Annotated in this window: 18 protein-coding genes; 9 read left to right on the forward strand and 9 right to left on the reverse strand. The window is 62.0% G+C overall.

Going from position 1 to position 21,737, the window contains the following annotated elements:
• The first annotated feature begins 398 nt into the window (after positions 1 to 398).
• Positions 399 to 1,778, forward strand: coding sequence for a 2-oxoadipate dioxygenase/decarboxylase HglS (gene hglS / locus BM397_RS24580; RefSeq protein ID WP_092430287.1), 1,380 nt, complete (start codon positions 399 to 401; stop codon positions 1,776 to 1,778).
• A 19-nt stretch (positions 1,779 to 1,797) separates the two neighbouring features.
• The gene (gene amaB / locus BM397_RS24585) at positions 1,798 to 3,318 is read left to right on the forward strand and encodes an L-piperidine-6-carboxylate dehydrogenase (RefSeq protein ID WP_092430289.1); all 1,521 of its coding nucleotides are present in this window, start codon (positions 1,798 to 1,800) and stop codon (positions 3,316 to 3,318) included.
• Between the two features lie 237 nt (positions 3,319 to 3,555).
• Here the strand turns inward: amaB and BM397_RS24590 are convergent, their stop codons facing one another.
• Entirely contained in the window at positions 3,556 to 6,396 is a 2,841-nt protein-coding gene (locus tag BM397_RS24590; RefSeq protein WP_092430291.1) for an FAD-binding and (Fe-S)-binding domain-containing protein, read from the reverse strand.
• 24 nt (positions 6,397 to 6,420) lie between these two features.
• On the opposite strand from BM397_RS24590, the gene BM397_RS24595 reads away from it, so the two are divergent.
• Positions 6,421 to 7,374: a LysR family transcriptional regulator gene (locus tag BM397_RS24595; protein ID WP_256218779.1), complete on the forward strand. Its 954-nt coding sequence runs from the start codon at positions 6,421 to 6,423 to the stop codon at positions 7,372 to 7,374.
• A gap of 64 nt (positions 7,375 to 7,438) precedes the next feature.
• Here BM397_RS24595 and BM397_RS24600 read toward each other — a convergent pair whose 3' ends face one another.
• The 3 genes from BM397_RS24600 to BM397_RS24610 all read right to left on the reverse strand — a co-directional run bounded on the left by BM397_RS24600 (position 7,439) and on the right by BM397_RS24610 (position 10,959).
• Complete coding sequence (locus BM397_RS24600; RefSeq protein WP_092430295.1) at positions 7,439 to 8,350, reverse strand: LysR family transcriptional regulator; 912 nt, start codon at positions 8,348 to 8,350, stop codon at positions 7,439 to 7,441.
• Between the two features lie 114 nt (positions 8,351 to 8,464).
• The gene (locus BM397_RS24605) at positions 8,465 to 9,742 is read right to left on the reverse strand and encodes an NAD(P)/FAD-dependent oxidoreductase (RefSeq protein WP_092430297.1); all 1,278 of its coding nucleotides are present in this window, start codon (positions 9,740 to 9,742) and stop codon (positions 8,465 to 8,467) included.
• Positions 9,739 to 10,959 carry a pyridoxal phosphate-dependent aminotransferase gene (locus tag BM397_RS24610; RefSeq protein ID WP_092430299.1) on the reverse strand — a complete coding sequence of 407 codons (1,221 nt, stop codon included), beginning with the start codon at positions 10,957 to 10,959 and terminating at the stop codon, positions 9,739 to 9,741. Before BM397_RS24610 ends, BM397_RS24605 begins: the two co-directional genes overlap by 4 nt.
• A 95-nt stretch (positions 10,960 to 11,054) precedes the next feature.
• Here BM397_RS24610 and BM397_RS24615 point away from each other — a divergent pair, with 95 nt between their 5' ends.
• Entirely contained in the window at positions 11,055 to 11,984 is a 930-nt protein-coding gene (locus BM397_RS24615; RefSeq protein WP_092430301.1) for a LysR substrate-binding domain-containing protein, read from the forward strand.
• Positions 11,985 to 12,059: 75 nt separating this feature from the next.
• Here the strand turns inward: BM397_RS24615 and BM397_RS24620 are convergent, their stop codons facing one another.
• Positions 12,060 to 13,178: a LacI family DNA-binding transcriptional regulator gene (locus BM397_RS24620; protein WP_092430303.1), complete on the reverse strand. Its 1,119-nt coding sequence runs from the start codon at positions 13,176 to 13,178 to the stop codon at positions 12,060 to 12,062.
• A 154-nt stretch (positions 13,179 to 13,332) separates the two neighbouring features.
• Here BM397_RS24620 and BM397_RS24625 point away from each other — a divergent pair, with 154 nt between their 5' ends.
• The 3 genes from BM397_RS24625 (at position 13,333) to BM397_RS24635 (ending at position 15,998) form a co-directional block, all read left to right on the forward strand.
• Positions 13,333 to 14,202 carry a transporter substrate-binding domain-containing protein gene (locus tag BM397_RS24625; RefSeq protein WP_092430305.1) on the forward strand — a complete coding sequence of 290 codons (870 nt, stop codon included), beginning with the start codon at positions 13,333 to 13,335 and terminating at the stop codon, positions 14,200 to 14,202.
• 87 nt (positions 14,203 to 14,289) lie between these two features.
• Positions 14,290 to 15,228, forward strand: coding sequence for an amino acid ABC transporter permease (locus BM397_RS24630; protein WP_092430307.1), 939 nt, complete (start codon positions 14,290 to 14,292; stop codon positions 15,226 to 15,228).
• Positions 15,225 to 15,998, forward strand: coding sequence for an amino acid ABC transporter ATP-binding protein (locus BM397_RS24635; protein WP_092430309.1), 774 nt, complete (start codon positions 15,225 to 15,227; stop codon positions 15,996 to 15,998). Before BM397_RS24630 ends, BM397_RS24635 begins: the two co-directional genes overlap by 4 nt.
• Before the next feature lie 63 nt (positions 15,999 to 16,061).
• Here the strand turns inward: BM397_RS24635 and BM397_RS24640 are convergent, their stop codons facing one another.
• The 4 genes from BM397_RS24640 to BM397_RS24655 form a co-directional block, all read right to left on the reverse strand.
• On the reverse strand, positions 16,062 to 17,336 hold the full coding sequence (locus tag BM397_RS24640; RefSeq protein WP_092430311.1) for a TRAP transporter large permease: 1,275 nt from the start codon (positions 17,334 to 17,336) through the stop codon (positions 16,062 to 16,064).
• Positions 17,337 to 17,342: 6 nt separating this feature from the next.
• Positions 17,343 to 17,825: a TRAP transporter small permease gene (locus BM397_RS24645; RefSeq protein WP_092430313.1), complete on the reverse strand. Its 483-nt coding sequence runs from the start codon at positions 17,823 to 17,825 to the stop codon at positions 17,343 to 17,345.
• Positions 17,826 to 17,921: 96 nt separating this feature from the next.
• Positions 17,922 to 18,899: a TRAP transporter substrate-binding protein DctP gene (gene dctP / locus BM397_RS24650; protein WP_092430315.1), complete on the reverse strand. Its 978-nt coding sequence runs from the start codon at positions 18,897 to 18,899 to the stop codon at positions 17,922 to 17,924.
• A 66-nt stretch (positions 18,900 to 18,965) separates the two neighbouring features.
• Positions 18,966 to 19,859, reverse strand: coding sequence for a PfkB family carbohydrate kinase (locus BM397_RS24655; RefSeq protein ID WP_092430317.1), 894 nt, complete (start codon positions 19,857 to 19,859; stop codon positions 18,966 to 18,968).
• A 136-nt stretch (positions 19,860 to 19,995) separates the two neighbouring features.
• On the opposite strand from BM397_RS24655, the gene BM397_RS24660 reads away from it, so the two are divergent.
• On the forward strand, positions 19,996 to 21,012 hold the full coding sequence (locus BM397_RS24660) for an SIS domain-containing protein (protein ID WP_092430319.1): 1,017 nt from the start codon (positions 19,996 to 19,998) through the stop codon (positions 21,010 to 21,012).
• Positions 21,013 to 21,044: 32 nt separating this feature from the next.
• A complete protein-coding gene (locus BM397_RS24665; protein ID WP_092430321.1) occupies positions 21,045 to 21,737 on the forward strand; it encodes a GntR family transcriptional regulator in 693 nt (230 codons plus the stop codon).

Consider the following 21,737-nt stretch of genomic DNA (forward strand, 5'->3'; position numbering starts at 1 on the left):
GGAGTTTCCTTTCAGGATCCTGCTTTCGGAAAATTGTCGAACGCGACCTTCTGAGACTGTGTGATATCTTCACCGAGGCAGCCCGCAGTTGTTCTTCGCGCCGACTGTTCTCCTCTAACCCTCGGATAAGGCCAAATTATGTGATATACGTTGGTCTTTTTTGAGACCGGCTCTTCCGCATCGTCTGTCTCCTCGTTTGAAGAACAGGCCAACTTCAAACCGCTGACTTTTCAGGGGAGCAGGTCGCGAGATTGATAACTGACCATGTAACCTCCTGATCTAGAGCGAAGCTCCTACATGCGGAGTCAGAATAGGTGCAGTCCGAACCGTCGTTGGGGTTCTCCCTGCTGGAAGACTAAGCTGGTATCCGGCTCTATACCCAGCGGAGATCCGAACGCATGTGCCACATCGACCCAAACGCCATCCGAACCCTCTTTTCCCGCGCCATGTCCGGCATGTACCGCGACGAGGTCCCTGCCTACGGCACGCTGCTCGACTTGGTGCGGCTGGTCAACGAAGCGCGACTGGAAGCAGAGCCCTCCGAGCGTGCACGCCTACAAGAGCTGGGTGAGCTGGACCGCGTAAGCGAAGAGCGCCATGGCGCGATCCGTCTCGGCACGCCACAGGAACTTTCCACCATGCGTCGTCTCTTCGCAGTCATGGGAATGTACCCGGTCGGTTACTATGACCTTTCCGCAGCAGGAGTGCCGGTTCATTCCACCGCTTTCCGCCCGCTGGAACAATCGGCGCTGAACGCAAACCCATTCCGTGTTTTTACCTCGCTCCTGCGGCTCGACCTGATCGAGGATGCCGAACTGCGCGCCGAGGCCGACGAGGTTCTCTCGCAGCGCAAGATTTTTACTCAGGGCTGCCTAGACCTCATCGCGCGCGCCGAGGCGGACGGAGGTCTTACATCCGAGGAGGCGGAATCCTTTGTTGCGGAAGCGCTCGAGACGTTCCGATGGCACCCGGAGGCTAACGTGGAGCACGCGCTCTACAAGCGCCTGCACGAAGCGCACCGGTTGGTTGCCGACGTGGTGGCTTTCAAAGGGCCGCACATCAACCACCTAACACCTCGTACACTGGACATCGATGCAGTGCAGCGCCTTATGCCCGAACGCGGCATTGCGCCTAAGGCCGTGATCGAGGGTCCCCCGGCCCGCGCCGTCCCCATCCTGCTGCGCCAGACATCGTTCAAGGCACTGGAGGAGCCGGTTTCCTACAGCGACGGGGTCACCACTGTCGACGGCAGCCACACCGCCCGCTTTGGGGAGATCGAACAACGCGGCCTGGCTTTGACCCCAAAGGGCCAGGCACTTTACGACCGGCTTCTAGCGCACACACGGGGCCTCGTGCGCCCTGCCGCAGATGGCTCTAACGCGGCGGAGTACATGGAGACGCTGGAGCGCACCTTCGCCGATTTCCCCGACGACTTGGAGACGATCCGTACCGAGGGGCTGGGCTATTTCCGCTACAGCGCTACCGGCAAAGGGAGCTCGACTGAGGATCTGGCGCGCGACCCTGCCACGCTGGTGACCGCAGGTGTCTTGCGCGCCGACCCGATCATCTACGAGGACTTCCTGCCGATCTCGGCCGCCGGGATCTTTCAGTCTAACCTCGGCGACGAAGCTAGTCAGGGCTTCGCAGCCAACCCAAACCGGGCCCGCTTCGAAGAAGACCTGGGAGCGCCCGTCATTGACCTTCACCAACGCTATGCCGAGGTCGAAGCGGCCTCGCTGGCCCACGCACGCGCCGTTCTCGCTCATGCACACGCCTGATCTACCGAAAGGATTCAACATGCTCACCAAGCCACTGTCCGCCATCACCGCCGAAACTATGGGTTCCTGCAATGTTACCGCTGCGCTCAACGTGGACGGAGGCATGGTCGTGGTCTCTCCAATCACCGGCGAGATCGTGGCGACGCTGGACGAACACGGCGTCGCTGATGCCGATGCCGCCATCGTCAAGGCCAACGAGGCCTTCCGCGGCTGGCGCCTGGTACCTGCACCGCGCCGCGGTGAGCTAGTGCGACTCTTCGCCGAGGAACTGCGTAAGTCCAAGGACGAGCTCGGCCGCATGGTCTCGATCGAGGCGGGCAAGTCGCCCTCCGAAGGGCTCGGCGAGGTGCAGGAGATGATCGACATCTGTGACTTCGCCGTCGGTCTCTCGCGCCAGCTCTACGGGCTGACCATCGCCACCGAGCGCCCCGGCCACCGGATGATGGAGACCTGGCACCCGCTGGGCGTGGTCGGCATCATCACCGCCTTCAACTTCCCCTGCGCGCCCTGGTGCTGGAACGCCGCGCTGGCGCTGGTCTGCGGCGACCCGGTGCTCTGGAAGCCCTCGGAGAAAACCCCGCTCACCGCGCTCGCCTGCCAGGCGGTGCTGGAGCGAGCCATCGCCCGCTTCGGCGATGCCCCCGAGGGGCTGAGCCAGGTTCTGGTCGGCGGGCCGGAGCTCGGCGCGGCCCTGGTGGACAGCCCGAAGGTGGCGCTGATCTCGGCCACCGGCTCGACCCGCATGGGGCGCATCGTCGGGCCAAAGGTGGCGGCGCGCTTCGGCAAGTGCATCCTCGAGCTCGGCGGCAACAATGCCGGCATCGTCTGCCCCTCGGCCGACATGGACATGGCCCTGCGTGCCATCGCCTTCGGGGCCATGGGCACCGCGGGCCAGCGCTGCACCACCATGCGCCGGCTCTTCGTGCACGAGAGCGTCTACGATCAGCTCGTACCAGCCCTGTGCAAGGCCTACGCCAGCGTCACCGTCGGCAACCCTCTGGAGACCCAGGCGCTGGTCGGCCCGCTGATCGACGCGGCGGCCTTCGAAGGCATGCAGGCCGCGCTGAAGGAAGCCGACGCGCTTGGCGGCACCGTGCATGGCGGCCAGCGCGAACCAGTGGAGGGCGAGAAAGCCTACTACGTCAAACCCGCTCTGGTGGAGATGCCCGAACAGGCCGGCCCGGTGCTGCGCGAAACCTTCGCACCGATCCTCTACGTGATGAAATACAGCGACTTCGACGAGGTTCTCGAGTTGCACAACGACGTCGGCGGCGGGCTCAGCTCGTCGATCTTCACCACCGATCTGCGCGAGATGGAGACCTTCCTGTCGGCGCGCGGCTCGGACTGCGGCATTGCCAACGTCAACATCGGCACCTCGGGGGCCGAGATCGGCGGGGCCTTCGGCGGTGAGAAGGAGACCGGCGGCGGGCGCGAGAGCGGCTCGGATGCCTGGCGCGCCTACATGCGGCGCGCAACCAACACGATCAACTACTCGTCTGAACTGCCGCTGGCGCAGGGCGTGGTGTTCGACATCGACTGATGCCGTGTGTGCGCAGGGCCGATACCGGTCCTGCGCACTCGGACGCCAAGGGCTGTTCCGGTCGTTCCTTAGACGCTTTGATGGCCCTTTTCTCTATCCAAGTGCTTTCGACGCACGATGTGCCGTTCTGCAGCCCCACTCAGTATTGGGGTCCTGGCGCAGAACTCAGCTGCCCGAATTCTCGCAGACGCAAAGTACCATCGACCGTCGGGTCTCATGCACGGGAAAGGATCGGCACTAGTTCCGCGTCCCCAGCCGGTCCGCAATCAGGCCCAACGGGTGGCGCATCGGCATGCCAGAGAGCCGCTCCGTCTGGCAACGGCAGGAAAACCCCGTGGCCACCGCCTCCTCGGCCTTAGCCAAAGGCTCCGCCCAGGACATATCGAACAGCTTGCGAGACATCTTCTGGTGCCGTTCTTTGTGCCCAAACATGCCGGCCATGCCGCAGCAGCCGGTTGCGGGCGTGTCGATCTGCAGCCCAAGCGCGGCAAAAACCTCCTGCCAGTCTTTACGCGCCGCCGGCGATCCGGTGCTTTCGGTGCAATGGGTGAAGAGGCTCAGCGCCCCGCCGGGCACCTGTGGCATCCTCGCCCCGCGCCGGACCTCCGCCGCAAGAAATTCCTGCGGCAAGAGCACCATCGGCACGTCGAGCCCCGCCTTGCGATAGTCCTGCCGCAGCGCCATGACGAAGGCCGGGTCGAGACCGATCATCGGCGCGCCGCTGGCCGCACCGTCGCTGAGCGCCGCCACCAAACGCCCCGCCATCTTCGCAAACCCCGCCCGGTCGCCAAGATCGCCCGCCACCTTGCCCGCTGGCAGCATCTCGACAAAGAGCGGCGCATAGCCGAGCGTCGTAAGGCCTTGATAGACATCGCGCTGCGTCGCGCCGTCATAGAGCGCCGAGAACCAATCCATCCACACAAGAACTGCACGCTCCGGAAGCTCGCGCTGTTTGAGCTCGGCCACTGAGATCCGTGCCGTAGGAGGCAAGGGGTGCGCCAGATCAGCGGGCAGGTCCGTCACGCCCAGCACCACCTCTGCCACGCGCCGCGCGAGCGGCCAGAACGGGCGTATCACGGGTGCCGCGCGCAACATGAGCGGGCTCAGACGTTCGGCCAGCAGCATCGCCCGGTCGGTCAGCGGGCGCCGCTTGCGGCCATATACATCGGCGTAGAATGTCGCGCGCATCGCCGGAATGTCCACCTGCACCGGGCAGGTCGAGGCGCAGGCCTTGCAACCGAGGCAGGTGTCGAGCGTGCCGAGAAGATCCGCCTCGTCAATGGTCGCCTCTCCAGTCCGCCGGTCCCCGTGCCATGTGCGCAGCGCATCGGCGCGTCCCTTGGGTGAGTGGCGGACATCCCCGGTCGCCTTGAAGGACGGGCACATGGGCATGCTCGCCGCATAGCTGAGGCATTGCGCATTGCCGTTGCAGCGGAAGGCCTTTTCCAGCGGGTCGCCCTCGGGCGCGTTGAACGGACGGAAGGGTGTCGTGGCAATCCCCATGACCGGCGCTCCGGCGCCGACCAGCTTGCCGGGATTGAAGCGTCCCGAAGGATCGAAGGCGGCCTTGACCCCCTGCAACGCGGCATAGGCCTCCGGCCCGATCCAGCCTTCGAGATAGGCGCCGCGCACCCCTTTGCCGTGCTCGCCCCAGAAGATGCCGCCATGGCGGTTGACCAGTTCGAAGATCTCGTCAGAGACCTGCACCAGCCGCGCGCGGCCCTCCTCTGCGTCGATGTCGAGCGCCGGGCGGATGTGCAGACAGCCCACGTCCACATGGCCGTAGATGCCAAAACTCAGCCCATGCCGGGTGAGAATGTCTAGAAAACCGTCGAGGAACTCCGGCAGCGTCTCGGGCGGCACAACACAATCTTCGACGAAGGCAACGGGGCGCGCCCGGCCATCGATCTTGCCCAAGAGCCCGACACCGGCCGAGCGGACCGCCCAAAGGTCGCGAATGTCATCGCTGCCTGCCGCGACATGCACCGCCCGGATGCCGGGCAAGCCCTGCAGACGCGCCTCGCAAGCCGCGATGCGTGCCGCAAGTTCCGCCGCATCATCGCCATTGAACTCAACGAACGTATAGGCCAGCGCCTCACCGCCCTGCGGACGCAGGGTTTCGGGCAGGCGGCCAAGCAGACCGGCCTCTTCGGCCAGCGCCTGCACCCGCTCGTCCATCACTTCGATGGCGGTCGGGTTGTCCCGCAGCAGCGGCATCGCGGCGGCCAGCGAGTCGCGGAAACTGGCAAACCCGGCGACCACGAGGCGCTTTTCCTTGGGCAGCGGGCAAAGCTTCACCCGGATGCGGGTGATCGGCCCAAGCGTGCCTTCGGATCCGGGGAACAGCCGCCACCACTGAAAGCCGCCCTCTTCTGTACAGGCGCGCTCGAGGTCGTAGCCGGTGAAGCGACGGTTGAGCCGCGGGGTGTTTGCGATGAAGGCCGTGCGCCCGGCCCGCGCTGCGGTTTCTGCCGCCGCCAGCATCGGCGCGGCCCAGTCTGGCGCGTCGCCGAGGCTGGAGACCAGCCCCTGCCCGCGCGCGATCTCGACACCCAAGAGGTTGTCCGAGGTCTTGCCGTAGATGCGCGAGCCCTTCCCTGAGGCATCGGTCGACACCATGCCGCCGACGACGCAGCGGGTCGAGGTCGAGGTTTCGGGCGCAAAGAATAGCCCCTTGGGCCGCAGCTGCGCGTTCAGATCATCAAGCACGATGCCCGGCTCCACGTCGGCCCATTGTCCCTCGGGATCGACCTCCAGGAGCCGGTGCATATGGCGGCGCATGTCGAGGATGATGCCGCGGTTGAGGCTCTGGCCATTGGTGCCGGTGCCGCCGCCGCGCGCAGTCAGCGGGACATGGGCAAACTCGGGCCGCTCCAGCACCGACATGCAGGCCACCACATCCGCGGCATCGCGCGGCGCGACGATGAGGTCGGGCAGGATGCGATAGACCGAATTGTCGGTGGACATGGCCGCCCTCAGCGCGCTGTCACGCGTGACCTCTCCGCGAAAGCCTGCGTCCTTCAGGGCGCGGGGAAGTCGGTCGATGGCGTCGGAAAGGTTGCGGTCGGTGGCGGTCATCTGGGTCTCCTGTCTGGCGGCATATTGACCGAAGACGCGCATTCTTTGAAATTGAAACATATGAAGATTGATTCAGAAAATACGAACTTTAACCTGCGCCACCTGCGGGCCATTCACGCGATCTGGGCGGAGGGCAGTTTTGCCCGCGCCGCGGACCGGCTCGGGGTGGTGCCCTCGGCGCTAACCGAAACTGTGCGGCAAATCGAAGAGATCGAGGGCGGCGCACTTTTCGACCGCCGCAGCCGCCCGCCGGCCCCGACACCGCTGGGGCTGGACTTCCTGAAAGAGACCGAACCACTGCTCGCCGCGCTCGACAAATCACTCAATCGCCTGCGCGATCATGCGCGTGGGCTGCGCGGCACACTGCGGATCGGCGCCACGCCCTCGGCGATCACCCCGCATGTGGCCCCGGCGATTGCCACCTTTCGCGCGGCACACCCCGGGGTGGTCCTCACCGTGCATGACGACGTGGCCGAAACGCTCGCCGGAATGGTCGCGGATGCTAGGCTAGATCTTGCCATTGCGGGTCGTGCCCGCAGCTCGCCCGATTTGCTGCAAAACGAGATCAGCGCTGACCCCTTCGGCCTGGCATGCGCAATTGACCACCCGCTGGCGCGATCCGCCGAGCAGGTCCGCCTTTCAGACATCGATCCGCAGCAACTCATTCATCTCGGAGCAAAAACCGGTTCTTCGAGGTTGCTTGCCTCTCACGCGGCCTTGCCGCTCGCGCTAAGAACCGGCCCGCTCCGCAGCCATTCAACGATTGCCCAGCTCTGCCTCGTACGCGCCGGGATCGGCGTGGCGTTGCTGCCGCGCAATGCCGTGCTGCTGTTCAACGATCCGGGTATCGCTTTCGTGCCATTGAGCGATCTTGTACTCAAGAGAAAACTCTACCTACTGACCCCAGCCCGCCGCGCGCCTAGCCCTACGGCAAAAATCTTTGAGCGGGCTTTCACGCAGTGCGTGGCAAAGCAATAAAGGCTCGCAGCACGCTGATCGTAACATGGGGGTCGCTTGGCCTCTCAGCCGTGCTGACGCGATTTCATTGCGCTAGAGCGAGCGGACGGTACCGCACCTGTTGGACCAGCCAGTCACAGAAGGGCTTCACCTTCGTCTCGCGCCCGTCCGGGATCACCATGTAGTAGGCTTTCTGTGTAGAATGGGGAGCATCCAGAACGACATTCAGCTCGCCGGCGGCAAGCTCCTTCTCGATAAGGTAGCGGGGGAGAAGCGCGTACCCAAGGCCGGCCTTCGCTGCCTCGATCGTCAGTGTGAACTGATCGAAAGTATGAGAAATTCGCCTGAACGGCGCGTCAACACCACAGCGATCGAACCAGTCCGACCATAGGTTTGGGCGTTCCGACAGTACCAGTTTTGGCGCATCTATCAGGTCTTTTGGGTCCGTGATCCGCTCTCTCCCAAGCAAGCCACCCGCAATCGGCACGACGATTTCGCTGCACAGGTAGACACATTTTGCTCCGGGCCAGCTTGGGTCGCCAAAGTGTATCGAGAGATCGCATTGTTCGGCGGTGAGGTTGAACACGCCCTTGATCGTGGTGATGTCGAAAGTCGTGTTCGCATCCCTTTTGAGGTAGCCTGCGAGGCGCGGCGCAAACCACCGTTGGGCAAAGGTCGGGAGCACGTTGATGGACAACAACCTCTGACCGTCGTCGGCGGTCTTCGCATGTCGCATGGTGACCTCGGCCATGTGGAGAAGCCGTGAGGCGTCCAGAAGAAACGCCTCACCCTTCGGGGTCGTGATGACCCGGCCACGGACCCGTTCAAACAATGGATGCCCGAGTTGGTCTTCCAATTCGCGGACCTGCCGACTGACCGCGCTTTGCGTCAATGCGAGTTCATCTCCGGCGCGGGTGAAATTACCGTGGCGCGCCGCACTTTCGAATGTCTGCAACAGGCGCATATCGGGAAGATCACGCCTTGAAAGTGTCGTCATTTTCGGGACCCCGCCAGATTGTGAGCGTTTAACTTTTCGTTGCTGCAAACTATGGTTGCCTCGCCCGTCGCACCTTGAAGATGCCCATAGGGAAGTACGCACTTGGCAGAGCAATCAGCCCAAGGGGCCGGGCCTGGCTGCATGGGTAAGCGATGCGCCGAATTCGTAGTAGGCCCGCTTCAGCCTCTTGAAGCGCTCCGCGTACTTGCGAACTACCGGCAGCGGAATTGCTTCCGGGCATTCCTCCAGGAGCGCTTTGGCAGCAGCGGTGCCGAGGACGGTTCCAGGGCAGATTCCCCGCCCGGAGTAACCAAAGAGGGCGTAGGCTCCAGGGCCGAACTCGACAACTTTCGGAATGTGATCCTGTGTCATCGCGATCCTACCGCGCCAGCGATGCTCGAAAGGAATGTCGCCGATCTCAGGGTAGAGACGCCTCAACTTGCGGCGGGCCCATCGGCCGTGGATCCGTGCCCCCAAGCCTTCGGAGTCTCCCATTCCTCCGACAATGAGTCGACCGCTTTCGTCCATTCGGATCGACGACATGACCAGTGCGGTATCCCAGCACCCCTCGCGCCCCGGCAGAATTTTCGCACGCTGCGCTTCCGTCAGCGGCGCTGTGGCGAATTGACAGAAGTTCACCACGACATATTCCGGCGCGCAGGTGCCCTCCGCGAGTTGGTGGTACGCGTTGGTGGCTAGAAGCAAACGTTGCGCCGTAACAACCTGGCCGTTGGCGTGAACCCGCCACTCTCCCCCCTCGCGCTCGATCTTGGTGACAGGGCTGTTCTGGTAGATCTCGGCACCCAGCCCGACGGCCGAGCGGGCGAGGCCACCGCAATACGACCGGGGTTGCACGGTGCCCGCGCGGGGGTCCAGAAGCGCACCGTGAAACTGGGTGCTACCAGTCCGCCGGCTTGCCTCTTCTCGGTCCACGAGTTGAAGCGGCGCGCCGAGTTGGATGCCTTGGCTGAAGCGCTTCTCGAGATCGCGAAAGCCGGCGGGGGAATGGGCCAGGTGCAGCGTGCCGTTCTGCACCGCTTCACACGCGATCCCGAAGTCCCGAACGAGGGAAAAAACCGCCGAGGGGCCCTTGCCAAGAGCCTCGACCAGTCGCGTGCCCTCAGCCTCGCCCATGACCGCGACGACGTCATCCGGGGGCAGCCACAGTCCCGCATTCACCAGACCGACATTTCGGCCCGAACCGCCGTGGGCAATGGTTTCGGCTTCCAGCACGACAGTAGATGCGCCGGTGCGCGCTGCTTCGAGCGCAGCCGAGCAGCCGGTGAAACCGGCACCGATTACGACAAGATCGGCCGTCCTGTCTGCAGAAAGCCGGGTCACCGATAGGTCTTCGGCTTTCGTGTGCTCCCAAAGGTTGCTCATCTTGCTCATACGGTTGCCCTGTTCGGCTGAGAATCCTCTTGCGCGGCAGGCCGCACGTGGGTGATGAATCGCTCCAGGCGGTCAAGGCCGGCCAGAAGCTCGGCTTCGGAATAGGCGTAGGACAGGCGCAAATGCCCGGGCATTCCGAACGCGCGTCCCGGCACCAGTGCGAGGCCGACCTGCTCAAGTAGATCCTCGCAAAAGCGCGCGCAGCTCTCGAAGCCGTTAGTCGCCATCGCGCGCCGGATGTCGGGGAACACGTAGAAGGCGCCATCGGGCCGCGAGCACGTTACGCCAGGCATGGCATTCAGACGCGCCACGACCATGTCGCGGCGTGACCGGAACACCTCGCGTCTTTCCAGAAGGAACTCTTGCGGCCCGGAGAGCGCCGCCAAGGCCGCGGCTTGCGCAACCGAGCTCGCGCCAGACGTCGACTGCCCCTGCACCGCACCCATGGCGGAGATCATGGCGGCTGGGCCGATACCCCATCCGATGCGCCATCCGGTCATCGCGTAGGCTTTGCTGACCCCGTTCACGATCAGCGTCCGTTCTGACAGGTCCGGTGCAACCGTGGCGAACGAGGTGAAGGGCACGTACGATAGCTGATCGTAGATCTCGTCTATCAGGATCTGCACCTGCGAGTACCGCCGCAGTACCTCCGCGAGGGCGCGCAAGTCGGCTTCGGAATAGTTGGTGCCAGTTGGGTTGCAGGGTGAGTTCAGCATGAGCCATCGAGTGCGTGGCGTGATCGCCGCTTCGAGCCGTTCGGCTGTAAGGCGAAAACCGTCCTCCACAGGGCAAGGCAGGACCACGGGGGTGCCGCTGGCCAGAAGGACAATGTCCGAGTAACTGGTCCAGAACGGGGCAGGCATGATCACCTCCTCACCCGGGTCGAGCGTCGCGAGCATGGCATTCGCGAGCACTTGCTTTGCGCCGGTGCTCACGATGACCCGAGCCCGGCTGACGCCCGCCTGACGGGCGATTTCGTCCCGAAGCTCGGGCGTGCCCAGGGTCGCCGGGTACTTCGTCTTTCCCGCCAAGGCAGCGGAATGCGCCGCCGCGACAACATGCGGGGGAGTCGGAAAGTCAGGTTCGCCTGTCGAGAGAGCGACTATGTCCTGTCCCTCGGCTCGCAGGTAGGCGGCGCGCTCCGAAAGCTGGACGATTTCAGAAATCTCCAACGACTGGATTCTCTGAGCGCGGCGAAAATTCGGAACATTCTGCATTGGTGCCAATCTACCATGGGATTTTCCAAGAAACTGCCGTACTGATACGTGCCCGAAAAGCGATTTGTCCGCACAAACCTTGGAGCTTTTGTCACATGTCAATCCCGAGACGCTTCCTGCCCACGATCAGCAGTCTGCGGGCGCTGGAGGCTGTGGATCGACTGGGAAGCGCTGTCGCGGCAGCGCGGGATCTCGACCTGACGCATTCCGCGGTGAGCCGCCAACTAAAGAGTCTAGAGGAACAGCTGGGCGTGAACTTGCTGACTCGCGAAGGTAAGGGGCTGCGCCTGACCTCCGCGGGGCGCAGATATGCGCGCTCGGTTCGGCATTGCCTCGACGACCTGGCACGGGCCAGCTTGCAGTTGCGAGCCGCGGGAGACCGAAATGGGCTGAACCTAGCTGTTCCGCTAACCTTCGGATTGTATTGGCTCGCCCCGCATCTGCGGGCTTTTCTCGCGGAAAACCCGACCGTTCACCTCAATCAATCCACCCGAAACTCCGCCTTTGACTTCGCGGCGGAGAAATTCGACGCTGCGGTTCATTTCGGGGCGCCCGATTGGCCGGGCGTCGAGTTCCTCCCGCTCGCGCAGAACCGATTAGTGCCCGTCGCGAGCCCCAATGCAGGGTTTCCCTCCGAGGCGACGCCTCGGGATCTGCTCGAGATGCCGCTTCTGCACTTGGCCAGTCGGCCGGGGGCCTGGGAAAGCTGGTTTTTGCAACAGGAGGTTGTGCCCGGTACTCTGCGGGGCCCGCTTTTCGACCAGTTTCTATCGCTTTGCGACGCGGCATTGGCCGGACAGGGGGTGGCGCTGCTACCAGACTTCCTCACAGATGGGCAACTCGACGCTGGCCGCCTAATACGGATGGGGCCGTCATTTCAGGACTCTGGGAACTCCTACTTCCTTGTCTGGCCACAGGAGGCCGAACCGACGCCCGAACTGCAACTATTGATCGAGTTTCTACGGCAACGTGGCAAGATCCGGTCGCAACGCCCTACCCGATCATTTGCGTCCACTGTTGTATGAAGAGTGCCCTAAGAGGCGCTTAAAGTGAACCGCATACTCTCGAGCCGCAGCAATGCAGTGAGAACGCTCTCAATGTCAGGCGTCGGGGCCACCATTGACGCCTTCGGTGGTCAAGATTTGACGAATTGATCCGCGCTCCACGTGCCGCGGCACCAGATCCAAAACGCGCGGTTCGCTCGTCGGGTCGGCTATCCGCTCCATCAGCAGGCGTGCGGCCATTTGGCCCATTTGCTTGCGAGGTTGCGAGATCGCGTCGATCCCGGGGACCATGAATTCCATCCAGTCCAAGTCGTCGAAGCATAGCAGCGAAATATCGTCCGGGATCCGCGCCCCGACTTCCTTGACCGCTGCCATGACACCAGCGGACATAACGCCATCAGCGGTGAACAGCGCAGTCGGCGGCGTGTCCGATCTGAGAATTTCCACAGCTTTCTTCGCCGCAACTTTGGATGAATAGCTCTTTACCTGGCAAATCAGGTCGCTCTGCGGCGCAATCCCCGCGTCGTGGTGTGCGAGCAGGTAACCCAGCAGCCGCTGCCAACTCGGATAGTGGTAATTGATGTCCGGCGGCCCCGGCGGACTCGACGACATGATACGCTCGATCGTCATCCCGCCGGTGCCCGCCAATTCTGCAACAAGAGCGATCCTGCGATGCCCGGCGCGCAATAGGTCCCCCACTCCTGCTCGGGCGCTCCCGACGCTGTCCAGGCTGATAGAATCGACTTCAAGCCCCTTCACTCTGCGATCGATGAGGACCATCGGTATCCCAGCTTCGTGGGCCGCTCTAAGATGAGCGGCATTGATGGTGTCGCAAGGCGAGACGATCATTCCATCGACCTTCTTGTCCATAAGGAGCTCGACAGACTGTTCTTCTAGATCAGTGGCTTCGTCGCTGTTGGTTATGATCAGGCCCATGTCCGATGCCCGCGCGACATCGGAGATCCCTCGAATGATCCTTGCGTAGAACGGGCTTTGAATGTCACCCACGACTACGCCAATCGTGCGTGTTTCACCACGGATCAGGCTCCTTGCGAGGTGGTTGGGGCGATAGCCGAGCTCGCGCGCCGCCTTTTGTACCTTTTTGCGAACCGTTTCGCTGGCATAGCCGTAGTTTCCTAGCACCCTGCCGGCGGTCGCGGTACTGACGTTCGCCTTCCGGGCGACGTCTGCGATTGTCGTTGTCGCCTTCCGCATTCCGCGGTGATCCCCGAATTAAAAAATTGTCCGGCGCCCATGATGCCGCGCTGATCACTTGACCGCAATGCGAACCTGTGAATTCATGTGAGAACGTTCACACAAAAGCGTATGAAATTCGCAAGCTATCTTCTGGACAATAGGGAAACTCGTCATGCAACCAAACGTCGCCAACGGCAAACTGCTCCTGGCAGTTGCCTTTTCAGCCGCTCTTCATGGAGCCTTGCCTGCCAGCGCCGCCGTGATCGAAGAGCTGCACGCGCAGGTACCCCAGGACCTTATCGAAAACGGAATCGACATCGCGGTCTTCAACGACTGGGCACCCGACGAATTCCTCGAAGACGGCCAACTGAAAGGCTGGAGTGTCGAACTGTCTCAGGCGATTTCGGACCGGTTGGGCGTGTCATTCAACTACGTCCCGACCGGTTGGGACGCGATCATACCTGGGCTGATATCTGGGCGATTCGATGCCGCCTTCGCCTCGATGGGCGCGACAGAAGAGCGCCTGAAATCTCTTGACTTCGTGTCCCAACGTACGGCCGGCACCGGGTTTGCCTTCCTGAAATCTTCCGGCCTGAAGATCGAAGAACGCGAAGATGTCTGCGGACATTCCTCCGCAATCATCAATGGCTCCTGGGATCACGATCTGATGGAGACGCTGAACGCCGAGGTCTGTAGCGCCCAAGGTCTCGAGCCGATCGACATCCAGACCTTCTCGAGCCAATCCGCAGCGGAACTTGCTGTGCAGTCTGGCCGTGTCGACATGACCGCCGCCGCTCGGGCTAAGCTGGTCTACATGGCGAAGAACAACCCGGTCTTCGAGGTTGGTGGCCTTGAGGCCGCCGCGACTCACTCCTGCATCGGCGTTCCGAAAGATAGCAAGATCGGCCCAATTTTTACCGCTGCAATTCAAGCCCTGATCGAGGACGGCACCTACGAACAAATCATGGGGAACTGGGGTCTCAACAACGACTCTATGCTCTCCGAAGCGGCGCTGATCACCGAGACGAACCCGACGCCATGAGGTCGGTCCGCTTCACCTCGGCGCGCCAACCGCGCCGGGGAAATGTTTCCGCCGCGCCGCAGCCAGGCGCCAAGCCAGGAAAGCGTCATGCCTGAAACCAAAACGAAACCCACGCCAAGCCGAGACATTCATGCGGCTACTCCCGTTCCAGTCCGCCACATGGGCCAGTGGTTGGCCGGGGCAGTCTTGCTGGTCGTCGCCTTGCTCTTCCTCGAAGTGCTGGTGAACAACCCGAACATGCAATGGGCCGTTGTATTCGAATACCTCTTTTCACCCGATATCCTGAAGGGGCTGGGTATCACCCTCATGCTCACCTTATTGGCGATGCTGCTGGGTCTGTTGCTCGGCGTCATCCTGGCCGTCATGCGACTCAGTTCCTCGCGGGTCTTCCAGTCGGTCGCATGGGGCTGGATCTGGTTCTTCCGTGGGGTGCCGCCGCTCGTTCAACTAATCTTTTGGTACAATATGGCGCTGCTGATCCCACGGATCACCATCTCTGTACCATTCGGCCCGACGCTGGTGAACTGGGACGTCAACGACCTCATCACCCCTTTCAGCGCGGCCATAATGGGACTGGCCTTTACTGAGAGCGCCTATGCAGCCGAAATGCTGCGCGCAGGCATTCGCGCCGTGAGCGGCGGTCAGACAGAGGCGTGCGCCACGCTCGGTATGACCCGCTGGCAATCGCTGCGCCGGATCGTTTTGCCGCAGGCGCTGCGCATCGTGATACCGCCGATTGGGAACGACACCATCTCTATGCTCAAGTTTTCCAGTCTCGTGAGTATCCTGGCCCTGCCCGACTTGCTGTATTCGGCGCAGATGATCTATGCCCGAACCTACCAGACGATCCCCCTACTGATCGTCGCCACGATCTGGTACCTGGTTCTGACCACCGCATTCACCTTAATCGAGCACGCCGTTGAGGCACACTTCGATGTGACGCGCAGCCGTCCCAGCCTTTCCCGGGCTTTGGTAAGCAATCTCAAGGCGCCTTTCGCGCTGCGCCGAAAGGAGGATCTCGCATGACTACGCCGCTTCTCAAGGTCGAACGGCTTCGCAAGAGCTTCGGCAACCACGAGGTGCTTTCGGGCATCGACATGGAGGTGCATCGGGGGGATGTAACCTGCATTGTCGGCCCCTCCGGTTCGGGCAAATCGACCTTGCTGCGCTGTCTCAACCACCTGGAAAAGCCAAGTTCGGGCGCTGTCTTCCTCAAGGGAGAGCCTATCGGACTGAAATGGAGGGGTGAGCGACTCTTTGAGATGAGTTTCAACGAACTTGCCAAGCAGCGGCAGAAAATGGGCATGGTGTTTCAGGGTTTCCATCTCTTTCCGCATCTGACAGCGCTCCAGAACGTGAGCGAGGCGCCGATGATCGTTTCTGGCGTGCCGCGTGCAAGGGCCGAGTCTGAGGCCATGGAACTTCTGGCCAAGGTGGGGCTTGGCGACCGTGCTGGGCATTATCCCCACCAATTGTCGGGCGGACAGCAGCAGCGCTGTGCTATCGCCCGAGCCCTTGCCATGAAGCCCGAGCTCGTGCTCTTCGACGAGCCAACATCCGCTCTCGACCCAGAACTGATCGGAGAAGTGCTGTCCGTAATGCGCGATCTCGCGCGAGAAGGCACGACGATGGTCGTCGTGACGCATGAGATGAGCTTCGCCCGGGACGTTGCGGAGCATCTCATTTTCATGGATGGCGGTGTGATTGTCGAAGAGGGCAACCCCCGAGAGGTTTTGGCCCACCCACGCGAGGAGCGCACCCGCGCATTCCTCTCTCGAGTGCTCGAAACCGCCTGAGGTGAGGCGTCCACTGCAAAAAATGGCCCCGAGCGATACCACGCCGGGGCCATTTCCAATGCTTCAGTACAGCAGATTTGGCAGCACGGTCACGAGCGGAGGCACAAAGGTCAGCAATAAAAGTACCGCCACCAGCGCCGCGAGGAATGGCAAGGCTTCACGGGTGAACTCCTCGATCGAGCATTTAGTGATCGAGCAAACGGTAAACAGCACCGTCCCCACCGGCGGCGTGATCGACCCAATGGTGGTGTTGAAAACCAGCACAATTCCGAAGTGTACCGGATCAATCCCGAGGGTCCGGGTCACTTCCAACAAGACAGGCACCAGGATAATCATCAGCGCCAGGCCTTCGAGCAACGTGCCCAGCACCAGCAACAGCAGATTTATAACTAGCAACACGACCCACTTGTTGTCAGAAACTCCTAGAAGAACGGCAATCAGTTTCTGCGGCGCTTGCTCCAATGCGAGGATCATCGAGAAGACGGCAGCAGCTGCTATTATGAACAGCACGTTGGCAGTGGTGCGCGCGGATTCCCGGAGTAGGTCGTAGGTTTCGCTCCAGTGAAAGCCGCGATAGATCACCAACCCCACGACGAAGGCATAGAGCGCCGCGATCGCGCCCAGTTCGGTGGGAGTGAACCAGCCGCCACGAAGCCCCACGAGCAGGAGGACTGGCATGGCCAACGCCCATCCCGCGCTTTTGGCGCGGGCCGCGATTTCCGGCGCAGGCAGGCGGGTGGCGCGTTCGGGCGCGTAGCCGCGGCGCTTTGACACAATCCGAACCGTCACGAGAAGCGCAGCGGTTATGAGCATTGCCGGAATCACGCCGGCGGTGAAGAGTTTTCCAATCGAGGTATCGGTCAACAAGCCATAGATGATCAGGCCGATCGATGGCGGCATGATCGGGGCAATTGCCCCCGAGGCAGCACTCACCACGGACGCGAACCCGTTCGAATATCCGCGTTCGCGCATGATCGGTGCAATCGTTCGGGCATCGATGGCGGCATCGGCGTTGGAGGAGCCGGACATCGCGCCAAGGAACAGTGAATTCATCACCGCTACCTGCGCCAGCCCCCCCCACCAGTGGCCTACCAGGCCATCGGCGAGATGGTAGAGCCGCCGCGCGATACCCCCGCGGGCCATGGCGGCACCGGCAACGATGAAGAAGGGCACAGCCAGCAGAGGAAAGCTCTCGAGCGCCGAGCCCATTCTCTGGGCCACGATTGATGCCATAAGGGGGTTCAGGATGAAGTAGATGGTGGAGGCGCCAAGGATCACGAAGGCGATCGGTACGCCCACCGCGAGTAGAAGCAGGAAGGTCAGGGCAGCAGTCATCATGGGAATTTAGTCCAAGGGTGTCGGGCGATGGGTCGTGAGCAGCCGCCACAGGCGCTGGCTTTCGACCAGCATTAGCGCGCCCATGGCTCCAACCAATCCGGCGGAGACGATCCACTTCGGCCAACCGAGAGATACGAAACGGGTGAAGCGTGAGCCCTGCACCTGTGAGATGCCAGAGCGGGCGATCTCGAAGGCGATGGCAATTACCGCAACGTGGACCAGCACCTGCACCCAGTAGCGCACAATGGTGGGGAGTCGGTCACTGAAGAACCGGATACCGAACAGTTCGCCCTGCCGCGCCGTATCGACCATTCCAAACCAGACGACCCCGGCGAGCGCGACGATGGCAAGGTCATGGGCGACGTGGATCGATGTAGACAGGAATAACCGCGCGAACACGTCAGCGCTGACGATCAACAGGACGATCCCGAGCAATGTCGCCGGCACAGCTGCACCTAGAAGGGTCAGGAAACCCGATAGTATGCGCATTAGCATTTCCCAAATAGAGGCTACAGGAAACTCGTGCAGCCAATGGAAGGGGGACGACCGGGGCGAATGTCAGACCCAGGTCGTCCGAAACATGGTTCATTTGCCAGTCGCGGCAGCGCGGATGGCGTCATAAGTCCCAGCAGGCCAGTTCTCCCAGAAGCTCGCGGTCGCCTCGCGATAGGCCGGCAGATTCGCCTCGTGGAAGGTAACGCCCGCTGCCTCGAATTCGGCTTTAATCCTGGCTTCCTTCTCGATCGATTGCTGCGTTAGCTCCTCTCCCCCTTTGCGGAACTCTTCCATGAGGATGCTACGGTCCGCTTCGGTCAAGGATTGCATGACCGCTTCGCTGGTGACCCAACCCAGAAAGAGATTAAAGTGTCCGGTAAGTGTGATATTCTTCGCTGGCTCATACCATTTCGACGCCTGCAGACCCGTGATCGGTGCCTCTGCTGCGGTGACAACGCCTTGCTGCAATGCCGAATAGGTCTCGGCGGCCTCGACCGTTGTGGCCACTACTCCCAACGGCTCAAAGGTGTTCAGCCAGGTCTCGACCGGAGGGACCCGCATTTTCACGCCTTCGAGAGCCGCCGGTTCCGGATAGGGCGCTGCACCGATCATATGGCGTGCGCCGTCGAACCAGTTCAGCGCCAGGACGCGCACGCCGGCCTTTTCCGCTAGGGTGTCATAGTAGCCCTGCATAAGCGGCGAAAAGGCAAGCGTCTGGCCCTCCTCGGCGCCCGAAATCGCGAACGGGCCCTCGACCGTGGCGAGTTCCGGCACCCCGAACTGGCTCATGAAGCTGGCGGACGTGAAGGTGATGATTGGCAAGCCCTGGCTCGCTTGCTCAAGGGAATCTGTCGTTGTGCCCAGTTGCGCCGATGGAAAGACCTGAAAGGCGATACGGCCTTCGGTGCGTTCAGTGATACGGGCGGCCACTTCCTCGGCGATCTGCACCGACAGTGCGGTCGGCGGGTTGACCGACGCGATGCGCAGAGTGATTTCGGCCGCTTGAGCGGATAGCGTGGCACCGAAAAGGGCCGCAGCGGCAACTCCGGCTTTTGTGATGTAAGACATGGTTCTCTCTCCCGTTGGATTATACGCCCCACGTTTCGGGGGTCGCTTGGTTGAAGTTTTCGAAACTCACGCTCGCGCGGCTTCCTGAGCTTCCTCGACCAGGTAAATCTCAGAAAGTGGTTTCGCGAGGGACTGGTCGACCTCAAGCGGCGCTGGATGGCCAAAGCCACCGCGCTGGCCGCAAGTTTCTGCGGACATCCTCGCGGCTGATGTGAGAACAGTACCAGGTTCTTCTTCCCGCAAGAGGCCGAGCAGCGTGCGTGCAATGAACGTATCTCCTGCTCCAAGTGTATCAGTCAGGGTCGCAGAGGCCGCAGGAGTTGCAAAGGTTCCGTCCGGTCCGGCCAGCAGCGCGCCATCACCGCCGCGCGTCACCAAGACCCAAGTAGCCCCTGCGGCGCGCGCGTTCTGGAGCAGCGCCTCGGCGCCGTCCTTAGTCAGGTCACCTCCGGAAAAGCTTGCCAAGAAGCAGTGCGGCGCAATCCTGGCAATGCGGCCGGGATCTCGGATCACGGCAAAGTCGAAGGAAAGCTTCGCGCGCGCGGAAAAGCCTTCTAGAAACCTGTCTGCGTGGCTGGAACGTCCAGTATGAACGGCATCAGCGGCGGCGATCATTTTTAGATCCGCTGGCTCCGGAGAAATCATTGAGACTCCGAGATCCGCGCCCAGGAACTCCCGATCGCCGTTACTATTTCCGATTACACAAAAGGCCGTGCTACCGGGAAGTGTTCTCAAGCCGGAGATGTCGACGCCCTCGGCGGCCAGGCTGTTTCGGATGTGCCGCCCGGCAGCGTCGTCCGCAACCGCTCCGACATAGCTCGCACGTCCACCCGAACGGCGGACGAAGACACTCAGGTTGAGGGTGTTGCCACCCGGATACATCTCTCCTCGGTCGGCGTAGCAATCCACCACGTTGTCTCCGAAGGCCACGACCCAAGGTCGCTTGTTGCACTTGTTCATTTCGCCAGTCCTGCAATTTTGTGAGAACCTTCTCATTTACACTCTCATCCTGTCAACTGTCATTCAAGGCATTGACGGTTCCAATGTCAGATAGTATGACGTTATATGACGTATTACTATCATATGGAGCTAGAAAATGCCGCTCACCCCAATTGACCCCCGCCTCGATCCAGGTGTTTCCGCCGCGCTTGCCGCCGTGGCCGAGCGCGAAGTTGATCAGGTCTTTTTCGTCGCCTGCGGCGGCTCTCTCTCCATCATGCATCCCGCGAAGTTCATGCTCGACCAACACTCAGCCGCGCTGCCGAGCGATGTCCTAAATGCCGCTGAATTCGTTGCTCGCGCCCCGAAGCGGTTGACGAAGCAATCGCTGGTGGTCCTGTGCTCTATGACTGGCACGACCAAAGAAACCGTTGCGGCGACAAAATTTGCCCAGTCCGCAGGTGCGCTGACGCTCGTCCTGACCACCGATCCCGCGTCTCCGCTTGCCGAGGCAGGAGATCACGCCATTGGGTTCGAGGCCCCCTACACCACCGGTGTGCCGATCGATGCGAAGAACAGCAACTATGCCCGAATCTACCAGCTTGTGCTTGGCTTGGCGAAGATCTTCGACGGTTCCGACAAACTAGGCGCGCTGATGGACTCGCTGGAAGCCCTGCAGCCCGCAATTGACCGGGCGCATACCCACTTCGCCCCCCTCTTCGCCGACTACGCACCTCGGCTCGCAAAGAAGGACGTCATCTATACCATGGCCTCGGGCGCGGACTATGGCGCGGCTTACTCCTTTGCGATTTGCGTGTTGATGGAAATGCAGTGGATCAACTCGCACGCAATACATGCCAACGAGTTCTTCCATGGCCCGTTTGAGGTTCTGGACGAAAATGCCAGCTTTGTGTTGTTCAAGGGCCTCGACAGCACGCGCCCACTCACCGAGCGCGCGGAAACTTTTCTCCACCGCTTCGGCGCGACGGAAAACATCTTGGTGCTCGACGCGGCTGAACTCGATCTCTCCGGCATCGACGCCGGTTTGGCAGGCAACCTCGTGCCCCTGATCTTCTTCGACACGCTGTGGCGTTTCGCGTACAAGATTGCAGACCTTCGCGACCAGGAAATGCTGGAAGCGCGGCGCTACATGAAAAAGCTTCACGACTACTGATCGGAACCGGTCGAGCGAGACACACCAACCAAATGAACAAGATTGCCCCCCTCTATGCCCGCGTGAAACAGGACTTGAAGAACAGGGTCACCTCAGGCGCGCTGGCAGAGGGGGACTTCCTCCCCTCGGAGCCGGAACTGTGTGCTGAGTTCGGCGTCAGCCGGATCACTCTGCGCCGCGCAGTCAAGGAGCTATGCGAAGAAGGCTATCTTCTTCGCCAGCAGGGCCGCGGCACGGTGGTCTCCCGGCGCCCCATCGCTCAGCAGCTTGTGACGCTCACCGGGTTTTCGGAAGCATTCAAGGCGGAGGGCGCGGTCACGCACCAAGTCCTCGACGTCGAGGAAGTGCGCGACGACAAGGCTTCCGTGCTGCGAGACGCGCCGTTGCTTCGCATCAACCGCCTTATCTGTGTCGACGGACGCCCCCTCACTCTCGAGAGCCTGTTCATCGACTCCGAGGCGCTGCCGCGGGTCGTCGGTCCCGTCAGCCAAGGCGCCTCCTTCTTCGAAACCTTGCGGGATACCGGTGGGCCACAGCCCCTCGCCGCCGAACGGACGCTGGCAGTCGGTTTCGCCACGCCCGCCGAGCGCCGTCACCTAGGCGTCGGGCCCACCGATCCGGTCTGGCGCATTGACAAAACCGTGCTTGCCGCCGGTGACGAGCCCATAGCTTTTTCCCGCCTCGTTACCCCTACCCACCTAATAACCTATTCGCTGCGCACCTGA

Source organism: Alloyangia pacifica, assembly GCF_900116195.1.
Classification (GTDB): Bacteria; Pseudomonadota; Alphaproteobacteria; order Rhodobacterales; family Rhodobacteraceae; genus Salipiger; species Salipiger pacificus.